Source organism: Streptomyces sp. NPDC006012 (genome assembly GCF_042871185.1).
Classification (GTDB): domain Bacteria; phylum Actinomycetota; class Actinomycetes; order Streptomycetales; family Streptomycetaceae; genus Streptomyces.
Map to the genome: position 1 here is coordinate 66,523 of NZ_JBIAIE010000014.1, position 17,922 is coordinate 84,444.

The window sequence follows — 17,922 nt, forward strand, 5'->3', positions numbered from 1 at the left end:
CATGACCGTCGTCGCGCAGGCCGCCGGGCGCAGCACCGCCCGGCGGCTCGCCGGAGCGCTGCACCGCCGCCCGCGGCTCCGTCTCGCCCTGCTGCTCACCGCCCCGCTGCTGTGGCTGGGCGTGCTCTACCTCGGCTCGCTGGCCGTGCTGTTCGTCTCCGCGTTCTGGACGACCGACTCCTTCACCTCCGAGGTGGTGAAGGTCTGGTCCACCGACACCTTCCGCGCACTGCTGACGACCCCCGTCTACCGGCAGGTCGTCCTGCGCAGCGTCGCGGTAGCCCTCTCCGTCACCGCCCTGTGCGCCGTGATCGCCTTTCCGATGGCCTGCTACACCGCACGCATCGCCCGCCCGCGCCTGCGCCCGCTGCTCGTCGTTGCCATCCTCACCCCGCTGTGGGCGAGTTACCTGGTCAAGGTGTACGCCTGGCGGCTGATCCTGTCCCAGGGCGGGCTCGCCGACTGGATGCTGGCGCCGTTCGGGCTCTCCGGACCAGGCTTCGGGCTCCCGGCCACCGTGCTGACCCTGACGTACCTCTGGCTGCCGTACATGATCCTGCCGATTCACACGGCCCTCGCCCAGTTGCCGGACAGCCTGCTCGACGCCTCCGCGGACCTCGGCGCGCGGCCCTGGCGCACCTTCCGATCCGTGGTGCTGCCGACGGTGCTGCCGTCGGTAGCCGCCGGGTCGGTGTTCACCTTCTCGCTCAGCCTCGGCGACTACATCACCGTGCAGATAGTCGGCGGCAAGACCCAGCTCATCGGCAACCTCGTCTACTCCAACATCGAACTGAACCTGCCCATGGCCGCCGCGCTCGCCACCGTCCCGGTCGTCGTCATCGTGCTGTACCTGCTGGCCGTGCGCCGCACCGGTGCGCTGAGCAGCCTGTAGAGGAGCCCGCCGTGCAACTCTCCCGTACCGCGCGGATCGTGCTGCGCGTCACCGCCGGGATTGGTTTCGCCGTCGTCTACGTGCCGCTGCTGCTGGTCCTCGTCAACTCGCTGAACCCGGACCGCAGCGCGAGCTGGCCGCCGCCCGGGTTCACCGGGCACTGGTGGTCGGTCGCCTGGGACAACACGGGCGCGCGCGGCGCGCTGTGGGTGTCCGTCCAGGCCGGCCTCGGCGCCACCGCTGTTGCGCTGGTGCTGGGCACAATGATCGCCTTCGCGGTGGCCCGGTACCGGTTCTTCGGGCGGCACGCCGTCTCCTTCGTGGTCGTCCTGCCGATCGCACTGCCCGGCATCGTCACCGGCATCGCACTCAACTCGGCCTTCGGAACGGTCCTCGAACCGCTCGGCGTGGGGCTCGGACTGTTCACCGTGGTCGTCGGGCACGCCACCTTCTGCATCGTGATCGTCTTCAACAACGTCGTCGCCCGGCTGCGCCGCACCTCCGCCGGGTACGAGGAGGCGGCGATGGACCTGGGCGCGCACACCTTCCGGGCCTTCGTGGACATCACCTTCCCGCTGGTGCGTTCGGCGCTCGTCGCGGGCGCACTGCTCGCGTTCGCTCTGTCCTTCGACGAGATCGTGGTGACCACCTTCACGGCCGGCCCCGGCATCCAGACCCTGCCCGTATGGATCTTCGAGAACATGACCCGGCCGCAGCAGGCCCCGGTGGTGAACGTAGTGGCCGCGGTACTCGTCCTTGTCTCCGTGATCCCGATCTACCTCGCCCAGCGCCTGTCGTCGGACACGGCGGCCGCCGCGGGGAAGGCAGGCGCACGATCGGCCGGTGCGTGAACGTCCGCCGTGGCTCGCACGGGCGGCCGGCGGGCCGCCTTGGCAGGTGTGATCGGCGGCGCTCATGACGGCACTCATGGCCGGTGGCGTCAGCGATGGCTGTGGTCAGCCGGTCAGGGGTTGCCACCGGTCTTTCCGGGCGGGGCCGACGCTGCTGAGCCACACCAGCGCTCCACTGACCAGGCCGGGTTCGTCCCGGGTGGCCAGGGCGGGCGCTTCGAGCATGTCGGCAGCCTCTTCCAAGTAGGTGACCAGCGTGTCGAGTTCGTCGTCGGGGTCTTCGTAGTGGCGGGACCAGCGGCCCAGGTAGCCGGTCGCGACGTCCAGGTACAGACCCGAGGTGTGGTCGGCCGGGCCCAGGGCGACGACCGGAATCCAGGTCGGCCGCCACACCGTGATCCGTTCGGCTTCGGGGCGGTCGGCGGCGTGGGCGTCCTCGTGGGCCTGGAGGTCACTGCTCCGCCGGTGGACGGCGGCCACCGCGTCGAGGGTCAGCAGAGCGTTGTTGCCCGGAAGGCATCCCTGGCCGTCGACCCCGTCGTCACCCGCGGTCAGCATCCACAGGACGTGCAGTTCGATGGGTATCCGGACGCCGAGATCGCCTTCCAGGGCGGCGATGGCGGCGGCGCCGGCACCCGGGCGCAGTGCGGCGTAGGAGTCGGGAGCGTTGCGCCGGAGCCAGCCGGTGATGCGCCGCCAGGCATCGGCGACCTCCCGTACGGTGACCGCGGCGGCGGGGGCGACAGGGCCGGCGGGCTGCACCTGCCCCTGGTCCTGCTCCTGCCCCCGTTTCTGGTCCTGGTCCCGGACGTCTGTGGTGGGCTCGGTGGGCTCGGTGGAGGGGGCCGGGCTCACGTACCGGATCTCGACCCGGTCGGGCTCGCGGACATAGCCGATGTGCAGGGCGGGGCAGTCCTCGAACAGGTCGCCGTCGACCGTCACGGTGTAGACACCGGGAAGCCCCGAGGGCACGCCCATGGCCGGGTCTTCGGCCAGCTGACCGGCCACCGCCTTCAGCGCGTAGGGAACACCGGTCCCGAACTGCCGGGCGGCGTCACGTACGTGCTGAGCGATGTCGACGTCCACGGCCTGGCGCTCCTTGCGGGTCGATCGGAGGGCGATGTCCCGCACACAGTAGGGCGTCGGACGGCTCGGGCCCCGGCCCGCCGTGGGAACGACGTGACGTCTCGACGGCCCCGAGCATCACCACGGCGGCGAGAGGCGCTTCGCGGGCCCCGGCTTCGAGCAGCCTCCTGTGCACCCCGCCCCGGCATGCGCGGCGGGGACGAACGCGTCCGGGGGCCCGACCCCGCCTCAGCACGTGGCGACGGGGCCTGCGCGGCGGCTCAGCCGGCGGTCACCCTTTGTTCGACACTCAGTGAACGCGTGCTGGATCGATCAAGGAACCTCGCCTCGTCGGCTGCAACGAGGTCGGCAGCAGCTCGGATCTTGGCGTACCACGCCAGTTGCTCGGCCGGGTCCGCCCATCCCATTTCGGTGACGACATCGAAATCCACGCCTTCCTCCCTCAAGTTGCCATCGTCACCGCGCATCAGGTAGTGGCGCTTGTACACCAACGGTGTCGGGGCAAGGCTGAGGATCAGGGGTACGTGCCGGTTCTCGTAGTACTCGATGAACGCCTCGGTACTGATGTCGTCCCGCTTCTTCAGGTACGACAAGCGCTTCAGCATGACTGACCTCCACACATAACCGGGGGATTCCCCGATTGGCTTGCTGTACGCTAACCGGAAGATTCCCCGCTTGGCAAGAAGGGGCACCTGTGACCGAAGTACGACGATTCACCCTCCCCCCGCTGCGCGCAGACGCTCGTCGCAACTACGAAGCGCTGGTCGCCGCAGCGAGCGAGGTGTTCGCCGAGCAGGGTCCCGACGCACCCCTGGACGTGATCGCACGGCGCGCAGGTGTCGGCAACGCGACGCTGTACCGGCATTTCCCCGTGCGGCGTGACCTCATCGTCGCGGTCTGTGTCAACGAAGTGGAGACGCTCTGCGCGCTGGGCGAACGCCTCGGGGCCGGCTCCCGTCCTCGCACCGCGCTGATCGACTGGGTACGGGCCTACATCGAGCACGTCAGTGCGCACAGGGGCCTGGCCGCCGCCTTCACCGGCGATCACAGCGAGGACTCGGCTCTCGTCGGAGCCTGTCGTGAGGCTGTCCGCAACGTAGGGGCAACCCTGCTCAAGGCCGCCAAGGAGGACGGCGCGGTGCGCGCCGATCTGCGTATCGACGACCTGCTCGCGCTCGTCAACGCGGCTGCAACAGCTGCTGAAACCGGTGACCTTGAGCGCGGCGAACGACTACTGCACCTCATCCTCGAAGGTATTGCCGGATAGGACTTCTCCGTCGTGCGGTGGAGCGGCGGCCGCCCGCTGAGCGGTGGGGCGGGAGCCGCCGGGCTGTGCGCGGTGCAGGAGCCCGACCTCGCGGGCATGATCCCGGTGCCGGTGCCGGTGCCGGTGCCGGTGCCGGTGCCGGTACGACAGAGGGAAGATCATGGCGATACGGGCCGGGTAGGAGTCCGGCAGCGCGGCGCGCATCCCGGCCGCGGCGCGGGAAGAGGAACGAGGAGGCAGCCTTGCCACATCACCGTCACGTCCGACCGGGTGGCATCGACATGCACATCGCCGAGCAGGGCGAGGGACCGCTCGTCCTGCTGCTGCACGGCTTTCCGGAGTCGTGGTACGCCTGGCGGCACCAGATCGACGCCCTGGCCGCCGCAGGCTACCGCGTCGTCGCGCCGGACCAGCGCGGCTACGGATCCACCGACCGTCCCGACGGCGCCGACCAGTACTCGATCTTTCACTTGGTCGGCGATGTCGTCGCCCTCATCCGTGAGTTGGGCGAGGAGCAGGCCGTCGTCGTCGGGCACGACTGGGGCTCGACCGTCGCGTGGCACACGGCAATGCTGCGCCCCGATCTCGTGCGCGGGGTGGTCGGCATCAGCGTGCCGCCGGCGCCGCGCGGAGCGCTGCCGCCGCTGACCGTCTCCAAGAAGCGTTTCGGGGAGGGCTTCTACCAGAACTACTTCCAGGAACCGGGAGTCGCGGAGGCCGGCTTGGGCGCGGACATCGCGGCCACCATGCGCATGACCTTCGGCTCCGTGCGCAATCCCGAGCCGACGGAAGGGTTCCTCGGCCTGTTCCTCGAACCCGAGGCGCTGCCGGCCTGGCTCACCGAAGAGGACCTGGCGGTCTTCGTCGAGCAGTTCACCGCGAGCGGCTTCACCGGCGGCCTGAACTGGTACCGCAACCTCGACCGCAACTGGGAGCTGACCGCCCCCTGGCAGGACGCGCCCATCACCCCGCCGTCGCTGTACATCAGCGGTGAGAACGACATCGTGCGCGCCTTCTACAAGATGGACGAGGCCGCCTGGGCGAGGGTGCCGAACCTGCGGGGGATCGTCGACGTGCCCCAGTGCGGCCACTGGACCCAGCAGGAACGGCCCGAGGTGGTCACGGACGCGGTTCTGGAGTTCTTGCGCGGCCTGTGAAATCACGCCGGGTCGACGGGAGTTGGTGCCGGGTGGCCGGGTGGCCGGGTGGCCGGGTGGCCGGGTGGCCGGGTGGGGGTGCCGAGTGTCGGATGCCCTTCCTTCCCGTTCCCGCCCGGTTCGGCGATCGGCGGGCGAGGGGTCCGAGAGGGGTTCGCTCAGCCCCTCTGGATGTCGGCTCCAGCAGGGGACGTGCGGCCCGGCGAACCTTGCGCGCCGGGCCCGCGTCTTCCCGCGTGACCGCCACCGCATGTGCAGGAGAACTGACCATGGCTGACAGGGACGTTGAGCAGACCGACCAACGGGGTTACGTCCCGGGCCCCTGGTGGGCGGACCTCGGAACGTGGGGGGCCGCCGCACTGATCGTCTTCGGGGGCCTCGCGGCGGCCTGGGTCTTTTTCCGGCTGCCCGGCACTCCAGTGGAGCCGTCGTCCGGCTATTACGGGGCCGCCAAGGCCATCGTCATCGGCCTGGTGACAGTGGGATGCGCCTTGCTGGGCCGTCGTCGCACCCGGGCCGCGGCCGTCGAGGAGACGGACCAGCGGGAACGCGCCTGACGCCACCGGCCGGTGAGCAAGTCCCCTGCGACAGCGGCCGACGCTCACGCCGCACCCCAGCCGGTGCCCCGCCTCTACGGTCCGGGCCGGTCCACCACGTACCTACATGTTCCGCCGGTCCGCCCGTCCGCCGGCCGGTCCCTCGGCCGGGTCGGTCCTTCGGTCATTCCGTCGGTCCGTCAGGACGCTCCGAGCCCATGCAGCAGGGTGTCCACGACGACGTCCGCGGCCTGTCCGGGGCTCAGCTCCGGCAACTGCCGGGACACCAGGTGCATCAGTTGGGGCAGCAGCGCGCCCACCCATCCCTCGGGGAGTCCGGTGCGCAGGAGTTTCTCGTCGGTGGCGCGGCGCAGGAAGTCGTCGACTTCCTGGACGGAGGCGTCGCGGCGCTGCCGGATGGCGTCGTGGGCGAGCATGCGGGTGAGGTCGACCGGCCAGGTGCGGTTGACGGTGATGATGTTCTCGACGTAGCGGTGCAGGGCGACGGTGACGGGTGCCTCGCGCAGCCGGGCGTCCTCGATGGCCTGCTCGATGGCGGTGACCCGGGCTTCGTAGACGGCTGCGAGGAGGTCCTCGCGGGAGGCGAAGCGGCGGTAGACGGTGCGTCGGTCGACGCCCGCCTCGGCGGCGATGCTCGCGATGCTCGCACCGGGATCGGCGGCGAGCATCCGTGCGCCGGTGGTCAGGACGGCTTGCAGATTACGTGCTGCGTCGGCTCTCACGGGTCCGAGTCTATCTGCTCAATGTGAAGCCTGAGACATCTAGCGCCTCTATTGCGTGAATCACTGCCCTCTAAATGCTACAGTAGCGAGGCAGATAGCTCGTGTAGTGCTAATTAATTGAGGCGGTCCGTCGTGTTGCGGCGGTCCCACCGCCCCTGCTGACCCTTGGAGAAAGGCCCGGTTCCATGGAGAAGACACCACAGGCCCCATCACCCCGCAGGGGTGGTGTCGCCGCCGCGATGAGCGCCCTGGTCCTCGCGGTCCTGCTCGCGGCCCTGGACCAGACGATCGTCTCGACCGCCCTGCCCCGGATAGCGGAGGACCTGCACGGGTTCGACGACATCGCCTGGGTCAGCGCCGCCTATCTCCTCGCGTCGACGGCGGTCACCCCGCTGTGGGGCAAGCTCGGCGACATGTTCGGCCGCAAGCGGCTCTACCTGGCCGCGACCTCGATCTTCCTGATCGCCTCGGTGGCCTGCGGCCTGGCGCAGAACCTGCTCGAACTGATCGGCGCCCGGGTGCTCCAGGGCGTGGGCGGCGGCGGAATGATCGTGCTGACCTTCGCCCTGGTCGGCGACATCGTCGCGCCGAGCGAACGCGGCCGTTACCAGGGCATGTTCGGTTCGGTCTACGGCGTCGCCAGCATCGTCGGCCCTCTGCTGGGCGGTGTCTTCACCGATCAGCTCTCCTGGCGGTGGGCCTTCCTGGTCAACCTGCCGATCGGCCTCGTCGCCCTGGCCATCGCCGCCCGGGCACTGCCCACGGCCACCCCGGGCAACAAGGCCCGCATCGACTACCTGGGCTCCCTGATCCTGGCCGCGATCGCCACCGGCCTGGTCCTGACGACGTCCTTCGGCGAACGCTGGGGCTGGGCCTCGCCGGCCATCATCGGTCTGATCGTCGCCACTGTCGCGCTGGCGGCGCTGCTGGTGCCCGTCGAGCGCCGCGCCCCTGCCCCGGTCCTGCCCCCGGCCATGTTCGGCTCCCGGACCGTGGTCTTCTCCTCGCTGATCGCGTTCTTCGCCAACGCCGCGATGTTCGCCGTCCTCGTGTACCTGCCCACCTACCTCCAGATCGTGCACGGAGTCTCCGCCACGCTCTCCGGCATCTACCTGCTGCCCCTGGTCGCCGGTCTGGTCGTCAGTCAGTCCCTGACCGGACGCTGGGCCGCGAACGCCGCACGGCTGCGCGCGATCCTGCTGACCGGACTGCTCGTCAACTTCGCCGGACTGCTCCTGCTGGGCACCGTCGACGCCACCACCGGCACCCTCGTACTGAGCGCCTACTTCCTGATCACCGGCATCGGTATCGGCATGGTGCCGATGGTCGTGCTGACCACCGTGCAGAACAGTGTGCCCCCCACCGATCTCGGCGCCGCCAGCGCCGTGGTCACCTTCGCCCGTTCCATCGGCGCCGCCTTCGGAGTCGCCGTCTTCGGCACCCTGCTCAACACCGGCTTCGTCGACCGCACCCACGGCCTGCCGACCGCCGGCGGCTTCGACGCCGCCCGACCCGACACCATCGGCCGGCTGCCCGGCGCCCTGCGGGACTCCGCACTGGACGCCTTCGCCCACGCCACGGCCGCAGGCTACTTCTGGATCGCCCCCGTCCTTGCGGTCGGCGTCCTTCTCACCCTCTTCCTCAAGTCGGCACCGAAGCCGGGGGAGGCGAACGGTACTTCCGGACCCGCGGCCCGCAGCACCCCCGCCGACGCCGAGGACACCGTCCCCGCGGCCTGATCCACCGGACACCGCGCCCTCGACCGGCCGACGCCCTCCCCGGGTGCCGGCCGGCGGCGTTTTCGCGGCTGTCGGCGGTGAACCCGGCTGTCCGTCGACACCTTGATAGGGTGCCCCGGCTGACACCGCCTAGAGAGCACGGGAGTGCTCAAGGCAGAAGGGGCCAGGCGACGATGCAGACGGCAGAGGTTTCGCGCGCGGTGGCCGCGGTCATGTCGACCGTCTCAGCACTCGGCCTGCCCGCCGAGGACGCGATCGTTCTTCACAACTCGAACAAGCTCAGTCTGCGTCTGCTGCCTTGTGACGTCATGGCCCGGGTGGCACCTGTGGCATCTGTGACGCATCAGGTCGCACGGTTCGAGATCGAGCTCGCTCAGCGCCTCGCCGAATCCGGGAGCCCGGTGGCCGCTCTGGATCCTCGGGTGGCGCCACGCGTCTACGAGCGTGACGGCTTCGTCGTCACGCTGTGGACCTACTACGCACCCACGACACCTCCAGAGGTTCCACCGGCCGACTACGCCGATGTGCTCCAGCGGCTGCACGCCGGCATGCGCAAGGTCGACTTCCCCGCGCCGCACTTCACGGAGCGGGTCGAGCAGGCCCAACACCTCCTGGCGAGCCGCAACCGCACTCCGGAACTGGCCTACGCGGACCGGGAGTTGCTCGGCGACACGTTGCGAAGCCTGAGACGAGTGATCGGCGAGCACGGCGGCGCCGAGCAGTTGCTGCACGGCGAGCCGCACCCGGGCAACGTGCTCTCGACGAACAACGGGCTGCTGTTCGTGGACCTCGAAACGTGCTGCCGCGGGCCTGTCGAATTCGACCTCGCCCATGCGCCCGACGACGTCAGCGAGCACTATCCGAATGCCGATCACGACTTGCTGCGCCAGTGCCGGATCCTTGTGCTGGCGATGATCACGACGTGGCGCTGGGATCGAGCGGACCAACTTCCCGACGGGCGCCGACTGGCCGCACAGTGGCTCGGCCGGATCCGAGCGGCGCTCGATCGAGGCGGGCCGGACGGTCACGGCCACGGCTGATCCTCGGGCATCAGCGCGTCAGGGGGCTGCCGATGCCGTCCAGAAACGTGTCGACCACCACGTCGGCCGCCCGGGCGGCGTTCAGATGGGATTGCTGGTGTGGTGCGAGGCCCACCAGCCTGGCCAGTAGCGCGCTCGCCCATCCTTCCGGGAGTCCGGTGCGCAGGAGTTTCTCGTCGGTGGCGCGGCGCAGGAAGTCGTCGACTTCCTGGACGGAGGCGTCGCGGCGTCGCCGGATGGCGTCGTGGGCGAGCATGCGGGTGAGGTCGACCGGCCAGGTGCGGTTGACGGTGATGATGTTCTCGACGTAGCGGTGCAGGGCGACGGTGACGGGTGCCTCGCGCAGCCGGGCGTCCTCGATGGCCTGCTCGATGGCGGTGACCCGGGCTTCGTAGACGGCTGCGAGGAGGTCCTCGCGGGAGGCGAAGCGGCGGTAGACGGTGCGTCGGTCGACGCCCGCCTCGGCGGCGATGCTCGCGATGCTCGCACCGGGATCGGCGGCGAGCATCCGTGCACCGGCGGTCAGGACGGCTTGCAGATTACGTGCTGCGTCGGCTCTCACCCTTAAAAGGTACCTCAGATGGCGAGAATCAAGGCAGTACAGCTACTAAAGCGTGCAGGTACAAAATAAAAGTGCTACATTGATGTGGTGCCTGGATGGTGCGTTCGAACAGACTGAACCGCAGACACCGGAAGAGAGAAAGCACGTGATCACCTACGACCGGCTTTTCATCGGAGGTTCCTGGGTCGAGCCGAGCAACCCGGAGCTGCTCGACATCGCCTCGCCGCACGACCGGTCGGTGGTCGGCGCCGCCGCACAGGCGCAGCCGGCGGACATCGACCGCGCGGTGGCCGCGGCACGTGCGTCGTTCGACGCCGGTGCGTGGCGTGACACCCCGCCGGCTAAACGGATCGCGGTCCTGCGCCGGTTCAACGCGCTGCGCGAGGAGAACGCGGAGAAGATCGCGCGGCTGATCTCGCTGGAGAACGGTTCGGCCGGGTGGTTCACCCGTGCCGGACAGCCCGGCCTGACCCGCCAGGCGAACGCCTATCTGAAGGCGGCGGAGGAGTTCGGCTGGGAGGAGACGCTGGCGCCCTCCGACCCGGCGTCGCCGGTGCGCAGCGTGGTGCGCCGTGAGGCGGTCGGTGTCGTGGCCGCGGTGATCCCGTGGAACTCGCCGTTCTCCTCGGCCACTTCGAAGATCATCCCCGCTCTGCTGGCCGGCAACTCCGTGGTCCTCAAGGTGTCCCCGGAGAACTCGCTGAGCATGGGCTTCCTGGCCGAACTGGTGGAGCAGGCCGGACTGCCCGAAGGCGTGATCAGCGTGCTGCCCGCCGACCGCGAGACCAGCGAGTACCTGGTCGCGCACCAGGACGTCGACAAGATCGCCTTCACCGGCTCGACGCGCGCCGGCCGCCGTATCGCCGCGATCGCCGGCGAGCAGCTCAAGCGGGTCAGCCTGGAACTGGGCGGCAAGTCAGCCGTCGTCATCCTGCCGGACGCCGACATCGCACAGGCCGTCGCAGGGGTGAAGTTCGGCTCGCTGCTCAACAACGGCGAGTCGTGCATCGCACAGACCCGCATCCTGGCCCCGCGTGAGAAGTACGAGGAGGTCGTGAGCGCGTTGAAGGAGCTGGTGGAGTCGTTGAAGGTGGGCGACCCGGGCGACCCCGACACCTTCATCGGCCCGATGATCCGCCCCGACCAGCAGGAGCGCGTCCGCAGCTACATCCGGCTCGGCATCGACGAGGGCGCCCGCCTGGTCACCGGCGGCCCGCAGCTCCCCGAGGGCCTGGAACAGGGCAACTACGTCACGCCCACCGTCTTCGCCGACGTCGACAACTCCATGCGCATCGCCCAGGAGGAGATCTTCGGCCCGGTCCTGGTCATCATCGCCTACGACGGTGAGGACGACGCCGTCCGCATCGCCAACGACTCCGAGTACGGCCTCTCCGGCGGCGTCTGGTCCGCCGACGAGGAACACGCCGTGGCCGTCGCCCGCCGCATCCGCACCGGCACGCTCACGGTCAACGGCGCCTCCGTCGCCTTCGACGGCCCGTTCGGCGGCTTCAAGGCCAGCGGAATCGGACGGGAGTACGGCGCGGTCGGCCTCGGCACCTACACCGAGTACAAGACCATCACCGTCTGACCCGGTCCTTGGGCCACCGGACGGCTCGTCAAGCACGACCGGCTCACGCGGGCGATCCTGGACCGTCTCACGCCCGAGGAGACCGACCTCCTCCCGCGACGTGCCGTTGCTGCGCCGCCCGGCCCCGTACCCCTGAGCCCCCTGCACTGATCGAGGAGAGACATGCCTGTCACCGCCATGGACCCGAAGACCGCCCTGGTCGTCGTCGACCTCCAGAAGGGCATCGTCGGGTTGCCCCTCGCGCACCCGGCCGCCGACGTGCTCGCCCGGAACGCCGAACTGCTCACCGAGTTCCGCCGTCGCGGCCTGCCCGTCGTCCTGGTCAACGTCGCCGGCGGCCCCGCCGGACGCAACGACCTCGGCGCGCGCTTCCCCACCCCGACCGACGAGTGGACCGAGCTGGTCCCCGAGCTCGAAGCCACCGAGGACGACCACCTCGTCACCAAACACTCCCGCAGCGCCTTCACCAGGACCGGCCTGGACGCCTGGCTGCGCGAGCGGGGCGTGACGCAGGTCGTCGTCACCGGCATCGCGACGAGCAGCGGGGTGGAGTCCACCGCCCGAGACGCCCACGAGCAGGGCTATCACGTCACGGTCGCCGTCGACGCCGTGACCGACACCGACGGCACCGCCCACGACCACACCATCGCCAAGATCTACCCGCGCATCGCCGAGACGGGCACCACCAAGGACGTCCTGTCCGCCCTCGCCGACGCGAGCTGAGGCCCGCGCCGCGAGAACGCCGCGAGAATGCCGCGAGAACAGCCACCCGGCTGCCGTCCTGGCCGCCTCCGTCGGCGGCCGGAGCGACGGCGTACCCCCGCCCCGCCTGCGAAGGAGCCGACTGCCTGGAGCGCGCCGGATCACCCGTCGTTCCGATGACCAGCAGCGCCCTCACGTCGCCGTCCGGCGCGGGCGGGACGCGCCCGCGCGGCGCCGGCCGGATCGGCTGGGCCCGCGAGACCGTTCGTCCGGTACGGGCCTCCGCGGCGCCCCTGGCCCGGGCCTCCTCGGTGATCAGGTTGAGCGTGCCCAGCTCGTCGTCCGCACCCCATCGGCCCCAATTGCTCGGGAAATCCTGCTCGTTGGCCGTTTTGGTGACGCTGTCCTTCTCTTCCGCGCTCGTGGCGGCGAACCTACGGGAAAGGGCCGGCCGCTCCTTCAGGACGTCACGATGCCGTGCAGGAGCAGGTCGATGAGGCGGGAGGCCAGCTCACGCTGTTCCTCGCTGGCGGCCATGAGACTGATCCCGCCGAGAGCCATCAGCACGTCCTGGGCATCGACCCCTGACCGTGCCACGGACCGGTCCTCCAGCGCGTCGAGCAGGTGGGCGACGGCGTCGGCGAGCAGCGCGCGGGTGTGCATTCTCTCGCTGTCGTCGGTCAGCACCACGGCCAGCGCGTCGGCCATGCCCTGCTTGGCGGCCATGAAGTCGATGAACTGCTCCATCCAGGTCCGCAGCGCGTCCACCGGCGGCCGCGTGGCCGTGAGATGCGCCGCCACCTCGCACAGGCGCTGTACTTCCTGCCGGTAGACCGCCTCGATCAGCAGTTCCTTGGACGGGAACCGTCGGTAGAGCGTGCCGACGCCGACACCCGCCACGCGGGCGATGTCCTTGACCGAGGCGCCGGCCCCCTCGCTGGCGAAGGCAGCCGCTGCCGCTTCCAGCAGACGGTCCTCGTTGCGTTGTGCGTCGGCGCGCAGCGGCCTGCGGTGCCGCGCTGCGCCCCCCTCATGCCCGGTCACTCGCACTCCCTTCCCCTCCACACTTGCCAACCGGAACCAGTTCCGCTTACTGTCGAACCGGAACCGGTTCCGGATACGAGCGTACGGCGGGCCCATGCCCCTGCGCCAGCGGTCACGCGGCCCACCGCCCCCATGCCGCCGCCTCCGTTTCCACCACTCCCACCGCTTTCACCACACGCTTCCACCCCTTCCACCGCCCGCCGGGAGAACCACATGGCTGACGACCTCATCACCACCCCCTTCGGTGCACGGACGACCGCCGCCGAGGTACTGGCCGGAACCGACCTCGGTGGCAGGCGTGCCGTCGTCACCGGCGGAGCGTCCGGCATCGGGCGCGAAACCGTGCGCGTCCTGGCCGCCGCCGGCGCCGAAGTCGTCGTAGGCGTCCGCGACCTGGCCGTGGGCGCACAGGTCGCCGAAGAGATCGCCCCGGCCGGCGGCCCGGGATCGGTGCGCGCCGCACTGCTCGACCTCGCCGACCAGATGTCGGTACGTGCCTTCGTGGCGGCATGGCGAGGACCGCTGCACATCCTGGTCCTCAACGCCGGTGTGATGGCCTCGCCGCTGGAACGGACCGAGGAGGGCTGGGAAATGCAGTTCGCCACCAACCACCTCGGCCACTTCGCCCTCGCCACCGGCCTGCACGGCGCCCTGGCGGCAGCCCACGGCGCGCGCGTGGTCGCCGTCAGTTCCGTCGGCCACGTCAACGGTGGCGTGATCTTCGACGACATCAACTTCGAACACCGCCCCTATGACCCATGGGCGGCCTACAGCCAGTCCAAGACCGCCAACGTCCTGTTCGCCGTCGAGGCCGCCCGTCGCTGGGCGCCCGACCTGATCGCCGTCAACGCCCTCAACCCCGGCCGGATCACCAGCACCCGCCTCGGCCGCCACATCGGAGACATCTCCGACAGCCCGGCCTCCTTCGACCCCACCAGCACCGACGTGTCCTGGAAGAACATCGAGCAGGGCGCCGCGACCTCGGTCCTGCTCGCCGCCTCCGCACGGGTCGAGGGCGTGACCGGACGGTACTTCGAGGACTGCAACGAGGCCGGCCCGCACCGGCCGGGTGTGCGCCGGGGCGTGGCCGCCCATTCCGTGGATCCGCACAACGCGGCCCGCCTGTGGCAGATCTCCCTCGACCTGCTGGGCGGCGCGGCAGGGCTTGTGGCCGACGACGGGGCGGCCGTGGAACGCTGACCAGATGATGCCGGGGTCCTGCGGCTGACCGCCTTTGGCTGGAGTCACCGCAGGCGGCGACCGGGACCGGGTTTCGATTCGGGCCTGGTCGCAGGCTGCTGTTCCGGCTGGTGGTCGACACGGCACAAGCGGTGCGGACACTGCAAGTCCGACCGGATTGAACCGTGACTCCGTCCGGAACCGTTGCAGTCTCCGACGGACTGTGCAGGGGAAAGCCGGATGAAAGTCCTTTCAGCCAGAACCTGTTGGGTTCGTGACGTCCTGGCCGCCTGCCCTGCGCGCGGGGCAGGCGGCGGGATGAGGCAGATCGAAGCTCTCTTGACCGATTGGAGTGTCGCGCGATGAGCCCAGAGCGGCAGCCGAGGGAACAGTCCTCGGCCGAACGACTTGCACAACAATATGCGGAACAGGCCCGTGGGGAGCTATTCACCACCTACCAGAATTTGGGCTACTACAACGACCCAAACGCCTTTCGTCGAACGACCATGGTGCCTTCCGCTTTCGGGCGAGGCGAAGGCCGGGAACCCGCTCCGCAGCCCTATTCCACCTCCCTGGGGGCGGCCGCGGAGCACTACCTCCAGCAGACCGGGTCTGCAGCCCAGCAGTCTCGGACGGTTCAGGGGTACGGCGGCCAGGGGTACGGCGGCCAGGCGGACGGCACGGGTCAGGCGCCAGCGCATAACCCGATGACAGCGCCGGTCAGCATGGTGACCGCCCGCCAGACGGGGCCGGCGTCTCAGGAACCACCGCCCACGCCGGCGGTCAACACCTGGGCCCAAACTCTCACCCCCGCTGACTTCTCGAACAGGAGGCAGGCGCCTGCCGGGAGCCGCCCGGCGTACCAGGGGCCCAGCACGGCGAGCAACAAGAGATCGGGTCCCGGTCCCAAGTGATCTGTGGAAGAGACCGGGTCCCGGTCCCAAGTGATGTGTGGGGGTTCTTTACGCTGGGCCGACCTCATGCGGGTCGGGTGGAGTCGCTGCTGCCCGCCATGCGCGGCCAAACCGCCGCCGACCTGCGAGTCCTGCGCGGCAGCAGCACCTGACACATGCTCACCTCCCGCTGACGGAGGAGCGCGCTGCATTCCGCCAGGCGGCGATCCAGCTGCGGATGTCCTTCCTCCTGGTCCGGGACGGACCTGCGTGGCTGCTGGCACTCCTCACGGCCCCCCGCCCGATCCCACGGATCGGGCGGCGGGCCGGGCAGGGGTGACCCGCTGGTCGAGCCGCCCGGTGATCACCCGGGCCGGGTGGCAAGCCGTGGCCCAGTGATCGACAGGTTGCCGCCGAACTGGGCCAGCGGGGACACGGTCGCGTCGGTGAAGGTGATCATGCGTGTGGGGGTGGCCCGGGGCACCAGCCAGGGCGGTACGGCGTCGGGCGTGACGGTGGCGGTGCGGTCCGCCGGGAGTGGGGCGTCGCCGAGGGCCGTGACCCTGCCGGACAACTTGCGGACGTAGAGGGTCACCACGCCGTTGCCGCCCGGGCCCGTGAGCGTGGAGGTGGCTCCGGGCCCGACCGGCAGCCGCATCACGGTGCGTCCGCCGTCCGTGCTCAGGTCGAGAGCGGTGGCGGTCACCGATCGCGCGGTGAACTTCAGTACCCGGACGGGCCCGGCCGCCGTGCGCACGGTGACCACGCCGTGGAAGCCGAGAGAGCGGAGGACGAGCCGGTCGGCGCGCAGGACCCACGATGTGTTCGTGGGGCGGAACGGTAGCCGCTCCAGGGGTGCGGGGAAGGGGGAGGGGGAGTGCGTCGGCGAGGGATCCGTGGTCGTCCTTGGAGTGTTCGCGGATGCCGATGCCGATGCCGATGCCGATGCGGTGGGTGTGGACTGTCCGCCGGGACCGGGGAGAGGCGGCGGGGCGCCGGCCGGTTCCGGGACGGTGCTCGTGGCGGACGGTGTGGCGCCCGGCTCCGGCGGTGCGGTGGGCGGCGTGCGCGGCAGGAGGCTCGGCAGCGCCATGGGGCTGCCGGTGTCGCCACGGGGGGCGAAGGAGTTCGCCGACCCGGGGGTGGGAAAGTGCAGGGCCAGGGGTACGACGGCCACGGCAAGCGCGCAGGCGATGAGCCGGGGTGGACGGCCGAGCGCGAGGACGGGCTGCCGGGGACGGTCCGAAGGACGGGACTGGGGCTGGTGCTGGGGCCCGGGGGAGTCCGCGGACCGCATGCGGTGGTGGTCAGTTGCCACGTCGGGAATCTCCCGTGGGGACGGCCTCGGAAGTGCTGTTGGTCGTCGCCGTCGCCGTCGGCACCGTCGTTGTCGCAGTCGTCGTCGCCGTCTGCTGTGTGTGCGCCGCCGGCGATTCGGTGGTGTCGGGTGGGATCCAGGAGCAGGCGAGGGCGCCGCCGAGCAGGCCGCAGGCCAGTCCGAGGAAGAGGCCGCCGAAGTTCGCGACGGGAAAGGAGACGAGGGTGAGCAGGAGGGTGGCGATCCCGGCGAACATGCGAAGGTGCCCGCGGTACCAGAGGGTGAGGCCCAGGGTGATGAGCAGCGTCCCGATGATCAGGGATCCGGCTCCGGAGGTGGTCGACAGGGCCAGCGGGATCCCGCCCAGGTCGAGGTGTGCGTAGGGCCAGTACAGGATGGGCAGGCCCGCCAGCAAGGTGAAGAGTCCCGCCCAGAAGGGGCGTTCACCACGCCAGGTTCTGAACCTGTACCGGACGGATGCCGCGGTGCCGCGCGGTCGGGGGTGCCTGCGGAAGTAGCTGGTGATCACATGTCGTCCTGATCAGCGGTGCGGTGTGCGCCGGGGGCTGTGCATGGCGGGTGCGGGAGTGCGGCCGAGCGTCAGAAGCAAGGGCGGTCGCCCTGCTCGATCTGCACGCGCAGGCCGGGAACGTCGAACGTGCCGGCCGAGACCGCGACGGCGGTCGCCCGTACGTCGGTCAGGGAGACGGAATCGGCCTGCTGACCGAAGCCGCTCGGGTCGAAGAAGCGCGAGTCCCGGTCGCCCGGGTTGATCGGGCCCTTGGTGATCTCCCCCTGGGCGATGCCGATGTCGACGCCCTTGAAGTTCGCCTGCCCGGCTGCCTCGAAGGTCGCGTCGAGGAACATGTGCGACGCCTCGGCCGGACGGTCGTTGCCGCCGGTGAGCTTCAGTGTGTGCGAGCCCAGGCCCGGGATGTCGATCGGTACGGATTCGCACAGGCCGCCGATGGTGGCGTGCCGGGCGCCGGTGACCAGGACCGGTACCTTCTCGCCCTTCTTGGTCACGTCCACCATGCCGTAGATGCTCAGTCCGCGGGCGGTCAGCGTGTCCGCGGTGATCTGGAACTTCTGGCCGGAGATGAGGAAGGAGGCGGCGAGCACGCCCTGCGCCATGGCGATGCCGAGTCCCGCGCAGACCGCGACGCCGGGTACCAGGATGGTCGCGAAGCGCCGCCAACGGGTTCTGCCGACGTGGTGCGTCATCCCGTCTCCTTCGCTGGAAGTGAGCCCGCCCATGTCCCCGTACGAGGGAAATGATTCTTTTTTCCGGTACGGATCCTAGGCTTCCGGGTGCGTCAACGGGC

18 protein-coding genes are annotated in these 17,922 nt (G+C 70.2%); 10 read left to right on the top strand and 8 right to left on the bottom strand.

Features of this window, described 5'->3' with window-relative positions:
* The first annotated feature begins 1 nt into the window (after position 1).
* Positions 2-892: an ABC transporter permease gene (locus tag ACFYPJ_RS23385; protein WP_389020350.1), complete on the top strand. Its 891-nt coding sequence runs from the start codon at positions 2-4 to the stop codon at positions 890-892.
* Between the two features lie 11 nt (positions 893-903).
* Positions 904-1,743: an ABC transporter permease gene (locus tag ACFYPJ_RS23390; RefSeq protein ID WP_389020353.1), complete on the top strand. Its 840-nt coding sequence runs from the start codon at positions 904-906 to the stop codon at positions 1,741-1,743.
* 105 nt (positions 1,744-1,848) lie between these two features.
* Here the strand turns inward: ACFYPJ_RS23390 and ACFYPJ_RS23395 are convergent, their stop codons facing one another.
* Positions 1,849-2,829: a hypothetical protein gene (locus tag ACFYPJ_RS23395; RefSeq protein WP_389020355.1), complete on the bottom strand. Its 981-nt coding sequence runs from the start codon at positions 2,827-2,829 to the stop codon at positions 1,849-1,851.
* 260 nt (positions 2,830-3,089) lie between these two features.
* Entirely contained in the window at positions 3,090-3,434 is a 345-nt protein-coding gene (locus ACFYPJ_RS23400; protein ID WP_389020357.1) for an EthD domain-containing protein, read from the bottom strand.
* Between the two features lie 89 nt (positions 3,435-3,523).
* Between ACFYPJ_RS23400 and ACFYPJ_RS23405 the strand changes: the two genes are divergently transcribed.
* The 3 genes from ACFYPJ_RS23405 to ACFYPJ_RS23415 all read left to right on the top strand — a co-directional run bounded on the left by ACFYPJ_RS23405 (position 3,524) and on the right by ACFYPJ_RS23415 (position 5,810).
* Positions 3,524-4,096, top strand: a complete 573-nt coding sequence (locus ACFYPJ_RS23405) for a TetR/AcrR family transcriptional regulator (RefSeq protein ID WP_389020360.1) — start codon at positions 3,524-3,526, stop codon at positions 4,094-4,096.
* A gap of 242 nt (positions 4,097-4,338) precedes the next feature.
* Positions 4,339-5,253 (top strand): alpha/beta fold hydrolase, encoded by a 915-nt coding sequence (locus ACFYPJ_RS23410; protein WP_389020361.1) that lies wholly within the window; start codon positions 4,339-4,341, stop codon positions 5,251-5,253.
* A gap of 269 nt (positions 5,254-5,522) precedes the next feature.
* On the top strand, positions 5,523-5,810 hold the full coding sequence (locus ACFYPJ_RS23415) for a hypothetical protein (protein WP_389020363.1): 288 nt from the start codon (positions 5,523-5,525) through the stop codon (positions 5,808-5,810).
* Between the two features lie 179 nt (positions 5,811-5,989).
* Here ACFYPJ_RS23415 and ACFYPJ_RS23420 read toward each other — a convergent pair whose 3' ends face one another.
* The gene (locus ACFYPJ_RS23420) at positions 5,990-6,478 is read right to left on the bottom strand and encodes a TetR/AcrR family transcriptional regulator (protein WP_389020678.1); all 489 of its coding nucleotides are present in this window, start codon (positions 6,476-6,478) and stop codon (positions 5,990-5,992) included.
* 239 nt (positions 6,479-6,717) lie between these two features.
* Between ACFYPJ_RS23420 and ACFYPJ_RS23425 the strand changes: the two genes are divergently transcribed.
* Together ACFYPJ_RS23425 and ACFYPJ_RS23430 are read left to right on the top strand one after the other, a co-directional pair.
* Positions 6,718-8,271, top strand: coding sequence for an MDR family MFS transporter (locus ACFYPJ_RS23425; protein WP_389020366.1), 1,554 nt, complete (start codon positions 6,718-6,720; stop codon positions 8,269-8,271).
* Between the two features lie 173 nt (positions 8,272-8,444).
* Complete coding sequence (locus ACFYPJ_RS23430; protein ID WP_389020369.1) at positions 8,445-9,311, top strand: phosphotransferase enzyme family protein; 867 nt, start codon at positions 8,445-8,447, stop codon at positions 9,309-9,311.
* Between the two features lie 10 nt (positions 9,312-9,321).
* On the opposite strand, the gene ACFYPJ_RS23435 is transcribed toward ACFYPJ_RS23430, so the two are convergent.
* Entirely contained in the window at positions 9,322-9,819 is a 498-nt protein-coding gene (locus tag ACFYPJ_RS23435) for a TetR/AcrR family transcriptional regulator (protein ID WP_389020681.1), read from the bottom strand.
* 199 nt (positions 9,820-10,018) lie between these two features.
* Here ACFYPJ_RS23435 and ACFYPJ_RS23440 point away from each other — a divergent pair, with 199 nt between their 5' ends.
* Together ACFYPJ_RS23440 and ACFYPJ_RS23445 are read left to right on the top strand one after the other, a co-directional pair.
* Positions 10,019-11,461, top strand: coding sequence for an aldehyde dehydrogenase (locus tag ACFYPJ_RS23440; RefSeq protein ID WP_389020372.1), 1,443 nt, complete (start codon positions 10,019-10,021; stop codon positions 11,459-11,461).
* Between the two features lie 162 nt (positions 11,462-11,623).
* Positions 11,624-12,184 (top strand): isochorismatase family cysteine hydrolase, encoded by a 561-nt coding sequence (locus tag ACFYPJ_RS23445; RefSeq protein ID WP_389020375.1) that lies wholly within the window; start codon positions 11,624-11,626, stop codon positions 12,182-12,184.
* 438 nt (positions 12,185-12,622) lie between these two features.
* Here the strand turns inward: ACFYPJ_RS23445 and ACFYPJ_RS23450 are convergent, their stop codons facing one another.
* Positions 12,623-13,207 carry a TetR/AcrR family transcriptional regulator gene (locus ACFYPJ_RS23450; protein ID WP_389020378.1) on the bottom strand — a complete coding sequence of 195 codons (585 nt, stop codon included), beginning with the start codon at positions 13,205-13,207 and terminating at the stop codon, positions 12,623-12,625.
* Positions 13,208-13,420: 213 nt separating this feature from the next.
* Here ACFYPJ_RS23450 and ACFYPJ_RS23455 point away from each other — a divergent pair, with 213 nt between their 5' ends.
* Positions 13,421-14,407 carry an SDR family NAD(P)-dependent oxidoreductase gene (locus ACFYPJ_RS23455; protein WP_389020380.1) on the top strand — a complete coding sequence of 329 codons (987 nt, stop codon included), beginning with the start codon at positions 13,421-13,423 and terminating at the stop codon, positions 14,405-14,407.
* Positions 14,408-15,643: 1,236 nt separating this feature from the next.
* Here ACFYPJ_RS23455 and ACFYPJ_RS23460 read toward each other — a convergent pair.
* The 3 genes from ACFYPJ_RS23460 to ACFYPJ_RS23470 form a co-directional block, all read right to left on the bottom strand.
* Positions 15,644-16,597, bottom strand: coding sequence for a hypothetical protein (locus ACFYPJ_RS23460; protein ID WP_389020383.1), 954 nt, complete (start codon positions 16,595-16,597; stop codon positions 15,644-15,646).
* On the bottom strand, positions 16,587-17,126 hold the full coding sequence (locus tag ACFYPJ_RS23465; protein WP_389020385.1) for a DUF6114 domain-containing protein: 540 nt from the start codon (positions 17,124-17,126) through the stop codon (positions 16,587-16,589). The genes ACFYPJ_RS23460 and ACFYPJ_RS23465 overlap by 11 nt, the downstream gene beginning before the upstream one ends.
* A 71-nt stretch (positions 17,127-17,197) precedes the next feature.
* Positions 17,198-17,821, bottom strand: coding sequence for a DUF6230 family protein (locus ACFYPJ_RS23470; protein WP_389020388.1), 624 nt, complete (start codon positions 17,819-17,821; stop codon positions 17,198-17,200).
* Positions 17,822-17,922: the final 101 nt, after the last annotated feature.

Bases quoted from the DNA above. Each gene is read 5' to 3' on its own strand.
- ACFYPJ_RS23415 (WP_389020363.1), top strand. From the start codon at position 5,523: ATGGCTGACAGGGACGTTGAGCAGACCGACCAACGGGGTTACGTCCCG.
- ACFYPJ_RS23445 (WP_389020375.1), top strand. From the start codon at position 11,624: ATGCCTGTCACCGCCATGGACCCGAAGACCGCCCTGGTCGTCGTCGAC.
- ACFYPJ_RS23420 (WP_389020678.1), bottom strand. From the start codon at position 6,478: ATGCTCGCCGCCGATCCCGGTGCGAGCATCGCGAGCATCGCCGCCGAG.
- ACFYPJ_RS23385 (WP_389020350.1), top strand. From the start codon at position 2: ATGACCGTCGTCGCGCAGGCCGCCGGGCGCAGCACCGCCCGGCGGCTC.
- ACFYPJ_RS23455 (WP_389020380.1), top strand. From the start codon at position 13,421: ATGGCTGACGACCTCATCACCACCCCCTTCGGTGCACGGACGACCGCC.
- ACFYPJ_RS23435 (WP_389020681.1), bottom strand. From the start codon at position 9,819: ATGCTCGCCGCCGATCCCGGTGCGAGCATCGCGAGCATCGCCGCCGAG.
- ACFYPJ_RS23430 (WP_389020369.1), top strand. From the start codon at position 8,445: ATGCAGACGGCAGAGGTTTCGCGCGCGGTGGCCGCGGTCATGTCGACC.
- ACFYPJ_RS23470 (WP_389020388.1), bottom strand. From the start codon at position 17,821: ATGACGCACCACGTCGGCAGAACCCGTTGGCGGCGCTTCGCGACCATC.
- ACFYPJ_RS23400 (WP_389020357.1), bottom strand. From the start codon at position 3,434: ATGCTGAAGCGCTTGTCGTACCTGAAGAAGCGGGACGACATCAGTACC.
- ACFYPJ_RS23425 (WP_389020366.1), top strand. From the start codon at position 6,718: ATGGAGAAGACACCACAGGCCCCATCACCCCGCAGGGGTGGTGTCGCC.